Below are 18,670 nucleotides of genomic sequence, written 5' to 3'. Positions count from 1 at the left end.
GAAAATTTCCCTCCGTTATCGTATTTATACGATTTTTTAAGTAAAAAAGCTCTTTGAACGCTAAAAAAATTTAACATATCAATGCTAAATTCCAAGTCCTCATTTATGCTATTTTACATTTTCTGACAATTAATATAGGGCTATTATACCTCCATCGTATAATTACGTCTACCGTTTTTGAGTAATTTCTTTAATTTTTTTTTAATTTGTAACCGTTTTTTTAAATTCTTTCTTAATTTTTATTATATCGATGCAGGATTTTTATCTATATACAAGAGAAAAAGTCAAAAAAAATGCATGATCTGACGGTTTTTCCTTAAAACCGCGCCGTAGATCATGCAATTTATGAATGTCGTATAAAAACCGTGGGACTTCCCCTTCTTCATACGGTATTTTCTACAATTTCAAATCATTCCCGCCAAACACCGATTCCGCCTTCCGCGTCTTTCTGTCCACCCTGTACTGGGCAAATCCCCGGAAGGATTCCGGCCGGTCTATCTTTCCTACGGTCAGCACAATGGTTGACTTTGTTACGGATTCAATCTTAATATCCAGATTTTCTTCATCCTGAAAAAGCCCGGCGTCTGCCAACGCATTCTTCATCAGGTATATCGCGGTACTTTCATTGACAGGAGGAACCGTCCACGCTCCGGTAGATGCAGAGAGATAATACCAACGGCCCTGATCCTGAATCCATCCGGTCTTCATCCATCCGTCTTCATCAAAATAATACCATGTTCCGTCTGTTTCCAGCCAGCCCACCGCCAGGCTCTTATCCTCATTCTCATACCGGTATCTTCCGCCGTCATCCATGATCCAGGTTCCCGCATAAGATACGGCCGCCTGGCTGAGAGCCAGAATCATAACGGTACCGGCCAGGGCAGCCATATTCTTTCTAGTTTTTCTCATCTTCCATTCCTCCCAGCTTAATATCAATGTCCACCAGTTCTTTTCCGTCTTCCACCTCATACAGGAATAGGTCGTTCAGATGTTTCCTTATCACCCTTCGCCCCCCTACATCGCCGCTTAACTCCATCAGTTCTTCTCGGTACTTCATGGAAAATACGGCCGGGTTGCCGAATTCCCCCTGATGGGCCAGACATCCGATTCCCTTCTGGCTTTCCTGCCACGCTCCAATCAAGTCCCTGATCGTATCCATTTTCAGATATGGCTGATCGCAGACGGCAAAGCACACTCCTCCGTCAAAATCCTTCAGGCATTCCAGGGCCAGATGTATGGAATGGGAAATCCCCAGTTCCGTATCATAGTTAAAGATCACCTCATATCCCTCTTTTTCCAGATCATCTGCAATCTCCTGATACTGGGTGACGATGATCCTCCTCTCAAACAGGGAGTCCGGCAGCTTGGCCAGCTGGTCTATAATATGCCTGTACATGGGTTTTCCCGAAAACTGATATAAAAGCTTATTGCCATGAAATCTGCGGCTGCTCCCTGCAGCCAGAAGTACCAATGAAAGACGCATTCCTTCCTCCTTCTGTTTCCCATCTGTTCTATTTTTTTAAAAACAAAATGCTCTCTTCCGGAATCACAATCTCCTCAGGAAGATGTCTGCAATATTGTTCCTTCCATTCTCTCTTAGGAATTTTCCACCAAATATCATTATCCAAAACCGCTGTAACCTCAAACGGATCTTCCAGCATCTGCTTCACCCTGCAGGGAATCACATTTTTCACATCTGCCGCAGTGCTCCGCCTGAAATAATGAGCGCGGATGCCGATATGATCAAATTCTTCCGGAACCGCCTTTTCAAAAATAAGTTTCGTATTCCACTCAGGCACATCCACCTCATGATCCGATAAGCGCAGGGCAGGCACAATATTCTTACAGCCGGTCAGCTTCGCAGCGGCCACAGCCTTAGGATCGGCGAACACGTCCTTTGTCATGCCGGACACCACCATATTGCCCTGTTCCAGCACATGAATGTTCCGGCAGAAACGGTAAATCTCATCCCTGCTGTGAGTCACCATAAGAATATCCCCCTGATACTCCTTCAAAATATTCAAAAGCTCCAGCTGGATATTCTCCTTCAAATAATAGTCCAGAGCTGAAAACGGCTCGTCCAACATCAGCACGTCGGGGCCGGAAGCCAGAATCCGTGCCAGAGCCGCTCTCTGCTGCTGCCCCCCCGACAGCCGCCCCGGGTAATTATCCGCCAGATCTTCCACCTGCAAAAGCTTCATACACCGGTCGGCGTTCTCCCGCCTCTCTCTTTTGTCCTTTCCGTCAGCGGCGATTTCAATATTCTGCCTTACCGTCATATTAGGAAATAATGCATAATTTTGGAATAAATAACCAATTTTTCTATCCTGTACTCTCAGATTAATCTTTTTCTCCGAGTCAAACAGCACCCTGCCGTTCAGGACGATTCGTCCTTTATCCGGGGTGATGATCCCGGCAATACATTTTAACGTCATGCTCTTTCCGCAGCCGGAAGCCCCTAAAATCCCATGGATTCCGCTGTTTTCATCCGTTTCAAATGAAATGCGGAGAGTGATGTCTTTAAGCTTTTTTTCCAAATCAACCGATAAACTCATATCCGCTCTCCTATATTAATACTTCTTTCATAAATGCGCAGAATTACTTAGCAGTTACCCTCTTTCTTCTTATTACATAGTAATTCATACCGCCTACGATCAACAGAGACATCACTACAATAATTGTAACATAATCTCCGGCCTTGTCCATATTTCCGGCCGCAACTTCTGAATAAATTGCTAAAGGAAGGGTTCTGGTCTTCCCCGCTATATTGCCTGCGATCATAGCTGTGGCCCCAAATTCTCCAAGCCCCCTTGTAAATGCCAGCACTCCGCCGGACAGCACTCCCGGCATGGCTGCAGGCATGATGATCTTTCTGAATATGGTCCACTCGGAAAGTCCCAGCGTTCTTCCGGCATAGATCAGGTTTTCATCCACCTGTTCAAATGCTCCCCTGGCCGAGCGGTACATCAAAGGAAAGGAGATTAAGACAGCGGCCAGTACCGTGGCCCCCCAGGAAAAAGCGATCTTAACCCCAAAATACTCGATAAAAAAGCGCCCTATAGGCCGTTTCACCCCGAACAGATACAGAAGAAAAAATCCGGCCACCGTAGGCGGCAGAACTAGCGGAAGGGTCAAAACCCCATCCAAAAACATTTTCAAATTTTCGTTTTTCATATTCACGACTATCCTGGCAGCCGCAAGACCCAGAAAAAAGGTAATGCAGATCGCCGCTGACGCCGTTTTAATCGATATCACCCAAGAAGCCATTTTTAACCCTTTCCTATGCTTATAGAACATAAAAACTGAAAAGCGGTGCGCCAAGGCTTTAACACATTGCTTGGCGCACAGCCGCTTTTCAGATCCCTGATCTCTGTTACTTTAATTCTTTGTAAACCCATATTTCTCAAATACCGCAGCCGCTTCGTCCGTCTGCAGGAATTCCACAAACTTCTGCGCTGCATCTTTATGCATCGATGCGGAAACCACGCCCACCGGATAAATCACCTTTTTTGCCAGGCTTCCTTCCGGCGCTTCCGCTATGATCTTCACATGTTCGGTTGTGGCCGCATCGGTAGCATATACGATTCCCGCATCTGCGCTGCCCTCAGCAACCCAGTTCAAAACTTCCGTAACATTGGTTCCCAAACTGGCTTTTTTAACAACCTCATCCCATAACCCGAGGCTGGTCAGCGCTTCTTTTGCATATTGGCCTGCCGGAACGCTGTCCGGATCGCCTACCGCGATGGAATCAGCGTTTGTGATATCCTCAAACGAGCTGACTTTAGAATCCGTTCCCTCCGGCACGATCAATACGATCTTATTCTCCAAAAGTTCCACAATGCTGTCTCCATCAATCATGGACTCATCCTTCAGAGCGTTCATCTGTTTCATCGCCGCCGACATGAATATATCCGCTTCCAGACCTTCTTCGATCTGAGTCTGAAGCTTTCCTGAACTGTCGTATGTAGCTTCCACTTTGATTCCCGGATATTTTGCTTCAAACATGGGAATTAATTCATCATCATAAGAATACTTCAAGCTGGCCGCTGCCGCAACAAGAATTTTTTCTTCTTCACCGGCTGCCTTTGTATCTTCCGGTGTTTCCGCTTTTATTTCTTCTTTGGTTGTCTTAGCTTCCGTCGTTTTTTCTGTTTCTGCTTTTGACTCCGCTGTGGTTTCCGCCTTTGATGCAGGCTCCTCTGTCTTAGCTGAACCCTGGCAGGCTGTTAATGCCATCATTGCCGCCATCATAACGGCCGCTGTCTTCATCATGCTGCTTTTTCTCATAATCTTTCTTTTCTCCTTTTTCATTTACTTTGCGGCACCCATGTACCCGATTGAGGCCGCTTTCGTTATTCTCAATCAAGAATAACGAATCTATAAAAAAACACCTTAAAGTGTTTTTTTATTCTCATAATAGAAATGATGCAGAATCCCCTCCAGCACACCGCCGCCGATGGCCGTAGCTTTATCTGAAATGGTAAAACAGTTTTCCACATTTCCCCTCGGATCCACATCCCCGGACTTCATTCCTGTTTTCACCATCACTCCATCCTGCAAAAGCCCCCGTACTACGCCGCCGACCTGTGCATAGATGGGCGAATCCCCGGAATATCCCACCAGATCGCCCTGGCTGACCAGATCTCCAATGGAAACGCATCCCTTAAATACACCGTCCGCCGTGGCCCGGATAATCCGCTCTTTATCGTATCCTCCGATCATCCCCGGAACTCCTGTATTAGGAATGGCGCTTCCGCTCCAGATACAGCGGCCCAGATTATGCCCTCTTTTTGTTTCAACGACGCAGTGGCAGTCCTCTCCGGCCGTAAATCCCGGCCCCACGCCGATGACCATATCCGCGTCCGTAATCTTCGTTCCCAGATTGATTTTAGCCAGGATGGCATCCACCACCACATCCGGCTTCCAAGTTTGGCGCACAGACGCCTGCTCGTCCGCCACAACCGCGATCTGTCCATTCTGATGCGCCTGTTCAATCTCGTCCAAATCCCGGCAAAGCACTCCTGTAATATCCTCCACCTGCATGGTTCCCTGGTATACGGCCGGTGAAAATGCCACCGTCCTCCTCACCGTAGTCGGCACCGGAATATCCGTCATCACCACTAAAAAACCGCTTCTGTAAAGCCTGGCCCCAATTCCGCTGGCCAGATCCCCGGCTCCTTTTATCAATACCTTCATCGCGCGCACTCTCCCGCCTTCCCTGTCAATATATCGATTCCGTGAGGCAGCGTGTCCAGCACATATTCCAACGCCTCTTTAACCGCCTTAGGGCTGCCCGGAAGGTTAAGAATTAAAGTCTTTCCCCTCATGCCGCAGACCGCCCTGCTTAACATCGCCCTCTTTGTAATGCCCATGCTGTAAGCTCTGATGGCTTCCGCAATCCCCGGAGCCATGCGGTCACAGACGGCCAGCGTCGCTTCCGGCGTAACATCCCTTTGAGAGAATCCCGTTCCTCCGGTGGTGAGAATCAGATCACACCGTTCCTCTCCGGAAAGCCTGATCATCTCCTCCTTTAAAACCTCGATCTCATCCGGCAGTATCCGGTAACTCACAATCCGGTATAAATCGTCCGGCAGTATCTTTTCAATGGCCGGACCGCTTAAATCTTCCCTCTCTCCTACGGCTCCCTTGTCACTGGAAGTAATAATTCCTACTCTGTACATACGTTTATCTCATCTCCCGCCTTTAAGGTTCCTCCATGCAGAACCCTTGTAAATATCCCGTTGGTAGGCATGATGCATTCGCCCATCTTCTTATAAATTTCACAATGGCTGTGACATTCTTTTCCGATCTGCGTCACCTCCAAAAGCACCTCGCCGCTTCTTAACCTGGTTCCCACCGGAAGATGGATCAAGTCGATTCCTGAAACCACCAGGTTTTCCCCGAAAGCTCCGTCTTTCACCTCCGCTCCCCGCGCTTTAAATGCTTCTATAGTCTCATAGGAGAGCAGACTTACCTGACGGTGCCATTTTCCCGCATGGGCATCTTTTTCAATCCCGAATTCCTCGATTAAATTGGCCGATTCTATCCGGCTTTTCTGAGTACCTTTTTTCTCACTGATACAGATTGCCATTATCTTTCCCACAACTCATCCTCCTATCTGGTTCATATTAAGGGCCTTAACCCCTGCCTCTTCAAAATGGTGGCTCAACGGTTTTCCCGCAATGGTACGTTCCATCAATTCCGTCAATCCCTTTTCATCCATCCCGGCCCGGATCTGATCTCTCAAATTGACCCCCTCTTCCGAAGCCAGGCAGAGCTTTAAAAATCCGTCGGAAGTCAGGCGGACCCGGTTGCACCGGTCACAGAACTTATGATGAACCGCACTGATAAATCCAACACAGCCCCGCTCTCCAAATTCATAATATCCGGCCGGCCCGTGTCCCCGTTTCTGTGCTGATTTCCTGATATCCGGGTAACGGCTCTTTAATATGTCCAAAAGCTCCTCATTATCCAATGCGCTAAATCCGCAGCCCTGTCCGATGGGCATCATCTCGATAAACCGGACCGGAATCCCCTTCTCCTCCGAAAAAGCCGCAAATGCCAGCACATCCTCCCTTGTCAGGCTTTCCATCACCGCACAGTTCAGCTTTACATTCAGCCCGCAGGCCATCGCCTGTTCAATGCCGCCCATCACCAGATCAAAACTGTCCCTCCTGGTGATCTCGGCAAAACGCTTCTTATCCAGCGTATCCAGACTCACATTCACGCTGGATATTCCGGCATCCTTCAGCGCCCCGGCCTGTTCGCCCAAAAGACAGCCGTTGGTAGTAATGGTCACATCCTCGATTCCCTGCAGACTGCGAATCCGTCCTGCAAGATAAGGCAGGTTTTTCCTGACCAAAGGCTCTCCTCCCGTCAGTTTCACCTTTTTAATCCCAAGCGTAACGCCACATCTCACAATCATCTCAATCTCTTCAAAGGTAAGAATCTCCTGGTGGCTGATTAACGAAGTGCCCTCCTCCGGCATACAGTAACAGCACCGCAGATTACACCGGTCGGTCACCGAAATCCTGATATAATCAATCTCTCTCCCTGCTTTGTCAATCATGGCAGCCTTCTTTCAGATAGAGGCCGCTCTTTCCGCCGTCCTTTTTCAAAAGGCAGATATCGCTGATCCTCATCCCCCGGTCCATGGCCTTGCACATATCGTAAATGGTGAGCAGCGCGATGTTCACGCCGGTCAGCGCCTCCATCTCAACCCCGGTTTTTCCAAAGGTTTTTACCGTGCAGACCGCTTCTACGGAGTGCTCTTCCTCATTTAGCTGAAATTCCACGCTGCACTTGGTGAGCAGAAGAATGTGGCAGAGGGGAATCAGATCCGAAGTCTTTTTCGCTCCCATGATGCCGGCCACTCTGGCAACTCCCAGCACATCTCCCTTTTTAGCCGTCTTATCCCTTATGGCTTCAAATACCTGGCTGTTCACATAAATCTTTCCGCAGGCAACCGCAATGCGTTCCGTTTCCGCTTTCTCTCCCACATCCACCATCCATGCATTGCCGTCTTTATCAAAATGTGTTAATTCTCCCATAATTTATCTTCCAATCTAATGATTAATATTCGTCCGGCTGTATTCAGCCCCATCTTACCATCCTTTTCCAAATCCGCAGTTCGGATAAGTACAGACATCACAGTTCAGGCAGAGCCCACCTCTTCCCAGCTTGTCGATCTCTTCCTTTGTCACCGGATCATCGGCCAAAAGCCTGGGCAGCACCAGATCGAATATGGTTCTCTTCGCATACATCACACAGCCCGGAAGCCCTGCCACAGGAACCGGCTTTTCCTTGTCCCTTTCTACATAGGCCAGCATAAACATGGCCCCCGGAAGCACCGGCGCGCCGTAGGTCACCACTCTGGCTCCCGTGTTCTTAATGGCAAGAGGCGTCTTGTCATCCGGATCAACGCTCATTCCGCCGCTGCACAGCACCAGCTCAGCGCCCTGGGCAATAAACGCTTCTATGGCCTCTTTCGTGTGTTCCGGATCGTCATCCGTCAGCGTCTGTCCCAGAATCTCACATCCGTACTCCTCCACCTTTTTCCTCAGCACCGGTCCGAATTTATCTTCAATCCGGCCGTGAAACACTTCGCTTCCGGTCGTCACAATTCCCACCTTTTTCTTATGAAACGGGAGCAGGGTGAAAATGGGACGGCCTTCGCATACGGCCTTTGCCTCTTCCATCCTCTCCTTTTTTATCACCAGCGGTATGATTCTGGTTCCGCAGATCTTGTCCCCTTTTTTCACCGGAGTGTTGGGATGGCGGGAGGCGATCATCATATCTCCCAGTCCATTGATCCGGTCCAGCAGTTTTGTATCTATTTTAAGCAGGCCGTCAACGGCTGCCGATAATTCAATTTTACCTTCTTTTACTTCACTTCGGTTCATGTGTTCACTGCGGCACAGTTCATATAAAATCTCAGCCGCTTCATTTTCATGGTACATGGTCTCATCATTTTCCCATATGTAAAGATGTTCTTTGCCCAAAGACAAAAGCACCGGAATATCTTCCTCCGTCACCACATGTCCCTTGCGAAACCTGGCGTCTTTTACCACGCCCGGTATAATCTGCGTTATATCATGGCACAATACTTGCCCGACCGCATCCTCTGTGCGAATTTCCTTCATATTATCCTCGATTCCGCCGCCTTCTGCGGCATAAATATCCAGCCGTTATTTTCAAGTAAGAATATCCGTATTAAAAATAAAATGCCGGTTCACCGTCTCCTATTCAGCCCCGTTAAATACCCGGTCAAAGATCTCCTGGGCCGCTTTCTGCGTCTCCTCCTGAAACTCCAGATAGCGCTTTAAAAATTCCTCTCCCCGCTCCGTAAGAACCGTCCCTCCGCCGCTTTCGCCGCCTCTGGTTCCTTCCATCAGTTCGAATCCAAGATCCTGTTCCGCATTCTTTATGATCTTCCATGCCTTCGAATAAGACATGTTCATCTCCTTACAGGCAGCTGACAGGGAAGAGCTTTCCCTCACCAGCATCATGAGAGTGGAGACTCCCGGCCCGAAATTCCGTTCTTCCTTATAAACCCGAAGTCTCATATGAAACTTCAGCTTTTCATCATCCATCTGTTCCTCCGGCTCATAAACAGGTTTCGTAACTGCGCAGACCTGCCAGACAATTAACAAGTTTCAAATAGTATATCCACCTCGCCGCCGCACCACATACCAAGAGAACCGGCGGTTCCCGTATCCAGCCGGTAAGTCCCGACCTTCAGTTTCTCGCCTCTGGCAATCATGCCGACAGCATATTCCACTGCCTTATATTCTATCATACCTCCGCCTATTGTGCCACATAAAATTCCTTCTGATCCGACGATCATCCGGCTTCCGATCCCTCTCGGGGCAGATCCCCGTTTTCCGATAATCCGAAGCAGCATTCTGGGGGAGGCATTTTCCTGTTCCAGCGCTTCCTTCATCTCATTTTCTATGTAGCTGGCCGGATGGTCAGCATTTTTCCTCTGAATCAGCTGGGCTATGATGCTGATAGCGATCTCCCTGGGCGTCTCTCCGCCGATCGGAAGGCCGATGGGCGCATGGACTTCGTCTAACTGCTCCTGGGTAAATCCCCGCTCTTTCAGAGTTTCCATGGTCTTTTTCACCTTATTCCTGCTGCCGATCATCCCCACATATCCGTAAGAACGTTTTAATATCAGCTCCAGGCATTCCAGATCCGCCGAATGGCCTCTAGTCACAATTACGTAATAAGCATTGGGCGAAAACTCTCTCTCCTCCAACGCTTCTTTAAAACTCTGACAAATGCATTCCTTCGCCTTAGGGAAACGCTGCCTGTTGGCAAATTCTTCCCTGTCGTCCATGACCGTGTAAGGATATTCCAGATAGTCCGCCATAAAGGCCAGTTCCTGAGAGATATGTCCGCCTCCGCAGATCACCAGTTCCGGTTCCTGAACCATCCGTTCCACAAAAATCTGTTCTCCAAACGCCTCATACTGATAAGGACAGTTTGTCAGATCCGCAAGCATCACGGCCGCACTCCAGAATTGATCCATTCCGGAATTGAGGGAAATGAATTCCCCCTCCTGTAAGATCACCTTTTCTCCCAGCGAAGACCCGGATACTACGGTAAACAGGTAAATCGGCCCTTTTTCCAGACGTTTCATTATTTCCTTGTATTCATTCATCCTGATCTCCTTTCCATGGCCCGCTTTTTAACGCCAGCGCCATTTTTCCTTGTTCAAATGCGGTTACTGCAGTAATTCCAGTATATTCTTTTCTGCAATGGCCGATAATCCGCTCCGCCATCCGTTTTCGTTCCTCATCATCCGCTTTATTCAGGATGATTCTGTATTCCCGGCCTTCCACCGCTTTCCTGCTTCCCTCCGGGGAACACAGGATCTCAGCCACATCTTCTTCAGTAATCATATCCTCCGGCCCTTTTTCCAGCAAACCACAGGCTTTCTCATGCCGGAAGCAATACTCCTTAAAGGGCCTGCCCACGCAGTCCAGTCCCGCGCAGGCGATCACCATCTCTGTAGCTGGAATGATCACAGGTTCGTGAATCATGGGAACCTTTAGCGGGAGACATTTCGCTCCGTCCGCTTCAATTAAAAGCACATCGCAGTAAGCGCTCAGTTTTTCCAGCTCTTCCTCCGCCATTCCTTTTAATTTGCCGTCCTCAGCTTCCCGCCCGGTCACAAGGATTCCATGATCCCATGGTATTTTCTCCAGTTCCTCCGCCCGTTCTGCCGTCATGGTCCGGTAATCCGTTGGCTTTCTGATATGGGTGCTGGTGGTTACAATTACCTTTTTTCCAATGGATTCAAGCTCCTTAGCCAGCTCATACATCACCGTAGTTTTCCCCCCTCCGCCAACCAGGGAGATGACCCGGGGTATCCGGTTTCTGATATCCAGCGCTTCCAACAGACCTTTATCGCTTAAATCCACCCAAAGGCTCACCTTTTCCCGGTAAGCCTTTGGCGGATACATCGTATGATAAAATTCATCCATGATCGAAAATACCGGCGCTTCCTCCGGTTTCTCCAGCTTCACAGGATACAGAAGAATACTGTAATCAATTCCAAACATGTGACAGCAGGCTCGCGTGAGAACCGCTTTGCAGCGCATATAGAAATCTATACGCCGCCTGCGCAGGAAATATTCCTCTTCATTTTCCGCAGAAGAGGGCGCTTCACATTCCAGCATAATTCCTTCCATACCGGAAAAATAGCTTCCAGCCATACTCATGAACCGGCTGCCGTATCCCCTGCCCCTGAACTCCTCACATGCCGCCAGATAATCCAGTAACACATAAGGAAAACCGCCAATCTTCACAAAGAACCCATAAGCTCTCAATCCGCCGTCCTCAAAGAGTCCCAGGCACATATAAAGCCCCTTCTCCCACAAGGACAGACAGCTGTTCCACGGGCGCAGTTTATCAGAAAAATCCCGTTTCATATGAAGATTATAGACTTCTTCCGCCTGTTTTAGACTTAACTCCAATAATTCCATTCCGTCTGCTCCTGCTGTATTTCGTTTTACATTTAAAACTGCATATATTTCTGACGTTTTATATATTGCCCTGCATGTTCTTTCCGAATCTCCCCGTTTTCAGCCACCAGATTTCCTCTTAAATACACCTGTCCGGCGATACCTTTTACTTCAGTTCCTTCAAACGGGCAGTAATCCGTGTTGGCATGCTGATTTTCTTTATTCATCACCCATAATGCATCCGGATCCCATACTACAATATCGGCATCGCTGCCCGGTTTTATACAGCCTTTTTTCGGATAAACTCCATAGAGTTTGGCCGGATTAGCGGAAAGCATGCGGCACATCTGTTCCAGAGAAAGATCTTTTTCCAGAACTCCGTAGGTATAAAACAGCACAGGGCGGCTTTCCACTCCCGGCATACCGTTTGGAATTTTTGTAAAATCATCGATTCCCGCTTCCTTCTGCTTCAAAGTAAAGCTGCAGTGATCCGTGGAGACCGTCTGGATGTTGTTCTTTCTCAGGGCATTCCACAATCTCGTCTGATCCGTGGTCTTTCTAAGAGGCGGAGAACACACATACTTAGCGCCTTCAAAATCCGGTTTTTCATAATAGCTGTCATCCATCAGCAGATACTGTGGACAGGTTTCCAGATAGACCTCCTGGCCCCGTTCTCTGGCATATTTCACTTCCTGATAACCGGCGCCGGAGCTTAAATGCACCACGATCACCGGCGCTTTCGCCAGATCGGCAATTTTAAGCAGCCTGCTGACCGCTTCCGCCTCCACCAGGTCCGGTCTTGTTTTCGGATGAGCGGAAGGGGCAAAGTTTCCTTTTGCCTTCTGTTCTTCGATCAAAGCCTTGATAAGCCCTGAATTTTCACAGTGGACGCCGGTAATGCCCCCCACTTCCTTCAGCCGCTTTAACACCTGGTAGATCTCCTTATCGTCCAGCACCATGTTGTCATAAGTCATATACACTTTAAAAGAGGTAATTCCTCCGGCCACCAGTTCTTCCAGCTCCTGACTGACCGATTCATTCCAGTCGGAGATGGCCATATGAAATCCATAATCGCAGGAACTCTTGTCATCCGCCTTTTTATGCCAGTTTTCCAGCGCTTCATGAAGAGTTTCCCCTTTATTCTGCGTGGCGAAATCGATGATCATCGTCGTTCCGCCGGCAATGGCCGCCTTCGTTCCTGTTTCAAAATCGTCGGCAGTCACCGTGCCGGACACTTCCAGATCAAAATGGGTGTGGGCGTCGATGAATCCCGGAAACAACAGCTTTCCGGTCACATCCACAACCTCTGCTCCCTCTTCCGGAACAATCTCCTCTGCTACCTGGCAGATGGTTCCGCTCTCATCATCCATCAGCACATCCAGCTTCTCATGGTATGTTTCCATGACTACGGTGCCGCCTTTTAATAATCGCTTCATATTGCCACTTCCTTCCCTAGAACATCTATTTCTTCTTACTATATGCGGTTCCCTCAAGCGGCAGACTGGTTCTGAATTTGCCGTCAAATTTATAATATGCGTTCTGTACTGCCGGTGCAGTCGGGATTGAAGTGATCTCACCGATTCCCACTGCCCCATAAGCCAGGGAATCCTTATTCTTTTCTACAATAATGCTTTCCACATCCGGAGTTTTATCCGCCCGGAACAGTCCCAGCGTACCGAATTTAGCCAGAGGTTTTCCATGATCCAAAGGGAAATCCTCAGTCAGGGCATATCCAAGGGACATCACGACGCCGCCCTCGATCTGACCTTCTACGGACAATGGGTTGATGGCTTTTCCTACATCGTGGGCAGCCACCACTTTTTCCACCTTGCCGTTTTCATCCAAAAGCACAACCTGGGTTGCATAGCCGTAAGCCACATGGGATACCGGATTCTTCTTAGGGCTTCCCATAGGATCGGTAGCCGCCAGATATTCGCCTTTATATTCTTTGCCGTTTAATTCTTCCAGAGTATGAGTCTCCATATCCTTCTTAATATCCAGGGATGCCAGTCTCACCGCTTCTCCTGTTACCAGTGTCTGACGGGAGCCTGAGGTAGTACCTGAATCAGGGGCCAGATTGGTTTCTGCGGCTACATAGACGATATTTTCCTCTTTTAAACCGGTCGTTTCACAGCAAATCTGCTCCAATACGGTTCCAAGTCCCTGTCCGATACAGGAAGCGCCGGAACGGATACAGATTTTTCCGTCTTCGATTGTCAGACGGCAGCGTCCCCAGTCAGGGAGACCGACGCCAACGCCGGCATTCTTCATCGCACAGGCAATTCCCGCCCGTGGATGGTTCTCATAGACATCCTTCACAGCTTCCAGAGTTTCCACCAAAGCGGTGCCCGGTGCTGCTAACTGGCCGTTGGGAAGCTCCTGTCCGGGACGGATGGCGTTGCGGTAACGGATCTCCCATGGAGAAATTCCCACCATCTCTGCCAAAGCGTCCAGGTTGCATTCGGAAGCGAAACAGCTTTGGGTAACTCCGAATCCCCGGAACGCGCCTGCCGGAGGATTATCCGTATAGACAGCCGTGCCGTCGATCTCGATATTCTGGTAATTATACGGGCCTGCCGCATGGGTGCAGAGCCTTTGAAGAACCGGGCCGCCCAAAGACGCATAAGCGCCCGTATCCGTAATGACTTTTGCCTTCATTCCGGTCAGATAACCGTTTTCATCACAGCCGGTGGTAAATTCCATCCAGGCCGGATGGCGTTTCGGATGAATCAGTATGCTCTCTTTTCTGGTCAGTCTTACCTTAACCGGACGTCCCGTATGGTAGGCTAAAAGGGCCGCATGGTGCTGCACCGACATATCTTCTTTTCCGCCGAAGCCGCCGCCTACCAGTTTGTTGATTACATGAACCTTTTCCATCGGATATCCTAACATCTTGGAGCACTCGCGCTGCGTATCGTAAGTTCCCTGATCGGAAGAGTAGATAACCGCCTCTTCCTTTTCCCGGTCCACAACCGCCACCGCGCACTCCGGTTCCAGAAATGCATGTTCGGTAAATGGAGTAAAATACTCTTTTGTCACCACATGTGCGGAATTTTTAATGGCTTCATCCGCGTCTCCGCGGACCAAATGTTCATGAGCCAGGATATTGCCCTCTTTATGAACGAGAGGAGCCCCTTCCTTCATAGCTTCCATGGGGTCAAATACAGCCGGCAGCTCTTCATACACCACTTCCACCAGCTTCTTGGCCTCTTCCACCAGCTCCGGCGTCTCCGCCGCCACCAGGCAAACCGCATCTCCCAGATACCGGGTATGCTCTCCTACTGGAATCAGAGTATCCCAGTCCTGTTTCAGATGGCCCACTTTAACGCTTCCCGGAATATCCTCTGCAGTCACCACCGCATAGACGCCCGGCAGAGCTTTTGCTTTGGAAGTATCAATGGAAACCACAGTAGCCCGTGGATATGCAGCCCGGACGGCGCTTCCGTAAATCATGCCATCCAGTTCCATATCGTCCACATATTCGCCGTATCCAAGCACCTTTTCTTCCACATCGATCCGGTGCGCCCTCTGACCCACGCCGCTGATGGTCTTTCTCTCCACCGGCGTGCCTTCTCTTAAAAGTTTGGCTGCCAGCAGGATTCCGTCGATGATCTTCTTATATCCGGTACAGCGGCAGATATTATTTCTGATCGCAAACGCCGCCTCATCCCTGGTAGGGTCCGGATTCTGATCGATCAGTGCCTTGCCGCAGATCACCATGCCCGGGATGCAGAAGCCGCACTGTACGGCTCCTGCTTCTCCAAATGCATATACAAAGACTTCTTTTTCCCGCTCGGAAAGTCCCTCCACCGTCACGATGGATTTTCCTTCAAATTTTGATACCTTCTGCACACATGCTTTAACCGGCTTGCCGTCCACAAGGACCGTACAGGTACCGCATGCGCCTTCGCTGCAGCCGTCCTTTACGGATTTTAAATGACAATCGTTTCGGAGAACATCAATTAATTTTCTGTCCTCTTCCACAAGAACCTGTTTACCATTAATCATTAAGGTGTACATTCCTGCACCTGCTTTCTATCTCAGTCTTAACCTAATAAATAGGAATAATCTTTACAAACGGTTTCCATAATCTTAGCCAGGCCTTCCGGAAGGTCAGAAGCTTCTCCTGCTTTCCAGGTCAAAATGTTGCCAAGATATCTGACTTTACAGCTGACCGCATCCTTATCCAGTACGGTAAAGCCCTGGTTTTTGCTGTTTTCCATATCCGCTTCATTGGCGAATAATGTGAATTTATCCAGATATGGCGCGCTGTCATATGGGCAGAAGCTCTTACAGTTGCCGCATTCATTGCACATATAATCCACATGGATGATCTGATGTTTCTCCATACCTGGAACGGTGATGGACAGGTTCGCACGGTTCGGGCAGACTTCCACGCAGTTTTCACATACGGAAGAACAGGTGAGGCATCTGCCGGATTCCACTCTTCCATCCTGTTTCTCTAACAGAATGCCCCGTCTTGCATAGATGGTATCCATATCCGCATTTTCGCTGTAATCTTTTGCCACCGATTTGGCTAAGATGGCCTCTGCGGCCTTCTTCGCATCCCGGATGCCTTCCACTACAGTAGCAGGTCCATACAGTCCGTCGCCTACCACGTAAACGCCTTTTCTGCTGCTTTCCAATGTATCCTGGTCAACCATCGCTTTTCCGCGCTCTGTCACATTGATTCCATTGGCCTTTAAGAATTCAGTCGGAACCTGCTCTCCTACCGCTCCAATCACCGTATCAGCCGGAACCGCTACGGTTTCTCCGGTGGCTTTTACGCCTCTTCTGCCGGACGCATCCATCTCGGAAAGCTGCATCACGTCACAGATCAGGGAACCATTTTCCAGTTTCTTAGGAGCCAGAAGTTCTTTGAATTCCACTCCGTCTTCCACTGCCATCACAAGTTCTTCTTCATCAGCAGGCATATAGCGTTTGGTTCTTCTGTAAACCAGGTATACATGCTCCACCCCTTTTGTTCTCTTAGCCGCTCTGGCCGTATCCATGGCCGTGTTTCCACCGCCGATTACGACTACATTTTTACCGACATCAACCGCTCCGTCCTTTGCCTTAAATTCAGCAAGGAAATCAAGGGCGTTCATGGTTTCGCCGGATTCCAGTGTGAGCACGCCGGGTTTGCTTGCTCCGGTAGCCAGAATCACATAATCAAATCCCTGGTTCTTCACTTCGTCTAAATCAGTCACTTTGGTGTTCAGTTGAACTTTCATGCCGTATGCAGAAACCAGCTCCACATCCCTTGCAATGGCTTCGTCGGAGATTCTGAAGCCCGGAATTACGTGGCGGATTACGCCGCCAAGGCTGTCTTTCTGCTCAAATAATGTAACTTCCATTCCCTCTCTTGTCAGGAAGAACGCAGTTGCAAGTCCGGCAGGGCCGCCGCCGATCACAGCCGCTTTTTTATCATAAGAAACCTGAGGTTTCACGATCGTCTTCATGAGGGCGTCAAATCCGCCTTCTGCCGCCGTCAGCTTCACGTCTCTGATATGTACCGGTTCCTCATAGAAGTTTCTGGTACATTTGCTCATACAGTTATGGGCGCAGATGGTACCTGTGATAAATGGAAGCGGATTCTTCTCTGTAATCACCTTTAACGCTTCTTCAAATCTGCCTTCTCCGGCCAGCTGCATATAAGCGGTGATATCCTGATGAATCGGGCATCCCTCTTTACAAGGCGCTTCGAAACAGTCTGTAAGGGGAACCTGTTTTTTCATCTTTCTGGAAGGAAGCGGTTTTACCGCCTTCACATGATGCTCATTGGTGACGGCATCCTCTGCCAGTCTGCTGACTTTATCCACGTCAACGCCCTTAAATTCCGCATGTTCCTGTTCTGTCTGCTCTGCCAGCTGAACCAGTCTCTGATATCCGCCCGGTTTTAACAGGGTTGTTGCAACGGTAACAGGCCAGATTCCTGCATCCACGATCTTTTTAATGTTGAAATAATCCGCGCCGCCTGAATAGGAGATGCGCAGCTTTCCGTCAAATTCCCGGGACAGCTTTGCAGCCAGGGAAATGGACAATGGGAACAGGGATTTTCCTGACATATACATCTCTTCACTTGGAAGTTCCTGCTGTTTTACATCCACCGGGAAGGTGTTGGTGATCTTCACGCCGAATTCCAGATTCTTTTCCTCTGCCAGTGCCATCAGGCGCTTTAACATCGGAACTGCATCTTCGTACTGTAAATCATCCAGGAAATGAAAATCTCCGAATGCCACATAATCGTATCCCATGGTATCCATGGTTTTTCTTGCAAATTCGTATCCCAAAAGGGTAGGATTGCATTTGATAAAGGTATGTAAGCCCTTCTCTGTAATCAGATATACGGCGATTCTTTCAATTTCCTGAGGAGGACATCCGTGCAGGGTGGAAAGCGTTGCCGAGTTGCATATATTGGAAGAAATGCTTTCAATATCCTCAGCGGTCACATGCTTAAAGGAATCCACATGATCCAGCAGATACTGTTTGCAGGTACGGAATTCCTCGGTATCCTTTGCATCCTTCATGGATTCGATAAAGCGGTCAATCTTAGGTGATTTAATTCCCTCCAGATCATATCCGACGCTCATGTTAAACTGGAAACCGTCCGCCGATCCGAGGCCGAATTCTTTGGACATCACATGAAGTAAAAACCACGCTTTAATATATTCTGCCTGAGCCTGCGGAACGTATAATTCGGTTGACCATTCGCAGTTATAGCACTCGTCGTCCGCAAGAATACATGGTTTATTGACCGGAAGGTCTTCACCGTCGATGATCTGTACTGTCTTTAATTCGAAGAAACGGCTTCCCGCATAGTAAGAAGCTGCTATATTCTGTGCCAGCTGGGTGTGAGGGCCTGCAGCAGGTCCTACCGGGGTCTCCAGGTTTCTTCCGAAAATTGTGCGGTTGTTTTCTTCCTTTGCAGCATATGGTTTGTGAACTCCAAATACAGTTCCTCTCTTTTTCTCTTCCTCAAGTATCCACTGTACCAGCTGGGAAAATGGCATTGGGGTCATTCTGTCTGACATTGTTCTTTCCTCCTATTATATAAATGAATGTAATTGTTCAGTACCTTCACAATTACGAGCAAAAATCCATGCGAAATCGCCTGCGGCGATGGGATTTTTGCCTGTTTTCCAAGTTTTATTACGGTCAGCGCAGTAAATGCGCAGACCTACTGAACAGTTACAAAT

General features: G+C 48.8%; 17 protein-coding genes. All 17 read right to left on the bottom strand.

Going from position 1 to position 18,670, the window contains the following annotated elements; genetic code table 11:
* Window positions 1-396 precede the first annotated feature (396 nt).
* Window positions 397-909, bottom strand: a complete 513-nt coding sequence (locus C0033_RS27670) for a hypothetical protein (RefSeq protein ID WP_278320760.1) — start codon at window positions 907-909, stop codon at window positions 397-399.
* Window positions 896-1,483, bottom strand: a complete 588-nt coding sequence (locus C0033_RS17475) for a nucleotidyltransferase family protein (RefSeq protein ID WP_103229185.1) — start codon at window positions 1,481-1,483, stop codon at window positions 896-898. Before C0033_RS17475 ends, C0033_RS27670 begins: the two co-directional genes overlap by 14 nt.
* A gap of 28 nt (window positions 1,484-1,511) precedes the next feature.
* Window positions 1,512-2,555 (bottom strand): ATP-binding cassette domain-containing protein, encoded by a 1,044-nt coding sequence (locus C0033_RS17470; RefSeq protein WP_103229184.1) that lies wholly within the window; start codon window positions 2,553-2,555, stop codon window positions 1,512-1,514.
* 43 nt (window positions 2,556-2,598) lie between these two features.
* Window positions 2,599-3,297: a molybdate ABC transporter permease subunit gene (modB, locus tag C0033_RS17465; RefSeq protein WP_103229183.1), complete on the bottom strand. Its 699-nt coding sequence runs from the start codon at window positions 3,295-3,297 to the stop codon at window positions 2,599-2,601.
* 81 nt (window positions 3,298-3,378) lie between these two features.
* A complete protein-coding gene (gene modA, locus C0033_RS17460) occupies window positions 3,379-4,311 on the bottom strand; it encodes a molybdate ABC transporter substrate-binding protein (protein ID WP_347501172.1) in 933 nt (310 codons plus the stop codon).
* 81 nt (window positions 4,312-4,392) lie between these two features.
* A complete protein-coding gene (gene yqeB, locus C0033_RS17455; protein WP_103229182.1) occupies window positions 4,393-5,196 on the bottom strand; it encodes a selenium-dependent molybdenum cofactor biosynthesis protein YqeB in 804 nt (267 codons plus the stop codon).
* Window positions 5,193-5,681 carry a MogA/MoaB family molybdenum cofactor biosynthesis protein gene (locus tag C0033_RS17450; protein ID WP_103229181.1) on the bottom strand — a complete coding sequence of 163 codons (489 nt, stop codon included), beginning with the start codon at window positions 5,679-5,681 and terminating at the stop codon, window positions 5,193-5,195. The genes yqeB and C0033_RS17450 overlap by 4 nt, the downstream gene beginning before the upstream one ends.
* Window positions 5,669-6,103, bottom strand: a complete 435-nt coding sequence (locus C0033_RS17445; RefSeq protein ID WP_103229180.1) for an MOSC domain-containing protein — start codon at window positions 6,101-6,103, stop codon at window positions 5,669-5,671. The genes C0033_RS17450 and C0033_RS17445 overlap by 13 nt, the downstream gene beginning before the upstream one ends.
* Window positions 6,104-6,106: 3 nt before the next feature.
* Window positions 6,107-7,069, bottom strand: a complete 963-nt coding sequence (gene moaA, locus C0033_RS17440) for a GTP 3',8-cyclase MoaA (RefSeq protein WP_103229179.1) — start codon at window positions 7,067-7,069, stop codon at window positions 6,107-6,109.
* The gene (moaC, locus tag C0033_RS17435; RefSeq protein ID WP_103229178.1) at window positions 7,062-7,550 is read right to left on the bottom strand and encodes a cyclic pyranopterin monophosphate synthase MoaC; all 489 of its coding nucleotides are present in this window, start codon (window positions 7,548-7,550) and stop codon (window positions 7,062-7,064) included. The genes moaA and moaC overlap by 8 nt, the downstream gene beginning before the upstream one ends.
* Before the next feature lie 54 nt (window positions 7,551-7,604).
* The gene (locus C0033_RS17430) at window positions 7,605-8,642 is read right to left on the bottom strand and encodes a molybdopterin-binding protein (RefSeq protein WP_103229177.1); all 1,038 of its coding nucleotides are present in this window, start codon (window positions 8,640-8,642) and stop codon (window positions 7,605-7,607) included.
* A gap of 99 nt (window positions 8,643-8,741) precedes the next feature.
* Window positions 8,742-9,152: a LysR family transcriptional regulator gene (locus C0033_RS17425; RefSeq protein WP_347501171.1), complete on the bottom strand. Its 411-nt coding sequence runs from the start codon at window positions 9,150-9,152 to the stop codon at window positions 8,742-8,744.
* Entirely contained in the window at window positions 9,146-10,165 is a 1,020-nt protein-coding gene (locus C0033_RS17420; protein WP_103229176.1) for an XdhC family protein, read from the bottom strand. The genes C0033_RS17425 and C0033_RS17420 overlap by 7 nt, the downstream gene beginning before the upstream one ends.
* Window positions 10,158-11,492, bottom strand: coding sequence for a selenium cofactor biosynthesis protein YqeC (yqeC, locus tag C0033_RS17415; protein ID WP_103229175.1), 1,335 nt, complete (start codon window positions 11,490-11,492; stop codon window positions 10,158-10,160). Before yqeC ends, C0033_RS17420 begins: the two co-directional genes overlap by 8 nt.
* A 32-nt stretch (window positions 11,493-11,524) precedes the next feature.
* On the bottom strand, window positions 11,525-12,907 hold the full coding sequence (gene hydA / locus C0033_RS17410; RefSeq protein ID WP_103229174.1) for a dihydropyrimidinase: 1,383 nt from the start codon (window positions 12,905-12,907) through the stop codon (window positions 11,525-11,527).
* Between the two features lie 25 nt (window positions 12,908-12,932).
* Window positions 12,933-15,491, bottom strand: coding sequence for a selenium-dependent xanthine dehydrogenase (xdh, locus tag C0033_RS17405; RefSeq protein ID WP_103229173.1), 2,559 nt, complete (start codon window positions 15,489-15,491; stop codon window positions 12,933-12,935).
* A gap of 26 nt (window positions 15,492-15,517) precedes the next feature.
* The gene (gene ygfK / locus C0033_RS17400) at window positions 15,518-18,505 is read right to left on the bottom strand and encodes a putative selenate reductase subunit YgfK (RefSeq protein WP_103229172.1); all 2,988 of its coding nucleotides are present in this window, start codon (window positions 18,503-18,505) and stop codon (window positions 15,518-15,520) included.
* Window positions 18,506-18,670 lie beyond the last annotated feature (165 nt).

Origin of the sequence: Clostridium sp. chh4-2 (assembly GCF_002899675.1) — a bacterium.
Classification (GTDB): Bacteria; Bacillota; Clostridia; order Lachnospirales; family Lachnospiraceae; genus CHH4-2.
The sequence above is the reverse complement of the archived record's forward strand: the minus strand, read 5'-3'. Positions and strand labels throughout refer to the sequence as shown.

What these genes read in the sequence shown, in the direction of transcription:
- C0033_RS27670 (WP_278320760.1), bottom strand. Translation starts at nt 909, where the DNA reads ATGAGAAAAACTAGAAAGAATATGGCTGCCCTGGCCGGTACCGTTATG.
- C0033_RS17475 (WP_103229185.1), bottom strand. Translation starts at nt 1,483, where the DNA reads ATGCGTCTTTCATTGGTACTTCTGGCTGCAGGGAGCAGCCGCAGATTT.
- C0033_RS17470 (WP_103229184.1), bottom strand. Translation starts at nt 2,555, where the DNA reads ATGAGTTTATCGGTTGATTTGGAAAAAAAGCTTAAAGACATCACTCTC.
- modB (WP_103229183.1), bottom strand. Translation starts at nt 3,297, where the DNA reads ATGTTCTATAAGCATAGGAAAGGGTTAAAAATGGCTTCTTGGGTGATA.
- modA (WP_347501172.1), bottom strand. Translation starts at nt 4,311, where the DNA reads ATGAAAAAGGAGAAAAGAAAGATTATGAGAAAAAGCAGCATGATGAAG.
- yqeB (WP_103229182.1), bottom strand. Translation starts at nt 5,196, where the DNA reads ATGAAGGTATTGATAAAAGGAGCCGGGGATCTGGCCAGCGGAATTGGG.
- C0033_RS17450 (WP_103229181.1), bottom strand. Translation starts at nt 5,681, where the DNA reads ATGTACAGAGTAGGAATTATTACTTCCAGTGACAAGGGAGCCGTAGGA.
- moaA (WP_103229179.1), bottom strand. Translation starts at nt 7,069, where the DNA reads ATGATTGACAAAGCAGGGAGAGAGATTGATTATATCAGGATTTCGGTG.
- moaC (WP_103229178.1), bottom strand. Translation starts at nt 7,550, where the DNA reads ATGGGAGAATTAACACATTTTGATAAAGACGGCAATGCATGGATGGTG.
- C0033_RS17430 (WP_103229177.1), bottom strand. Translation starts at nt 8,642, where the DNA reads ATGAAGGAAATTCGCACAGAGGATGCGGTCGGGCAAGTATTGTGCCAT.
- C0033_RS17420 (WP_103229176.1), bottom strand. Translation starts at nt 10,165, where the DNA reads ATGAATGAATACAAGGAAATAATGAAACGTCTGGAAAAAGGGCCGATT.
- yqeC (WP_103229175.1), bottom strand. Translation starts at nt 11,492, where the DNA reads ATGGAATTATTGGAGTTAAGTCTAAAACAGGCGGAAGAAGTCTATAAT.
- hydA (WP_103229174.1), bottom strand. Translation starts at nt 12,907, where the DNA reads ATGAAGCGATTATTAAAAGGCGGCACCGTAGTCATGGAAACATACCAT.
- xdh (WP_103229173.1), bottom strand. Translation starts at nt 15,491, where the DNA reads ATGTACACCTTAATGATTAATGGTAAACAGGTTCTTGTGGAAGAGGAC.
- ygfK (WP_103229172.1), bottom strand. Translation starts at nt 18,505, where the DNA reads ATGTCAGACAGAATGACCCCAATGCCATTTTCCCAGCTGGTACAGTGG.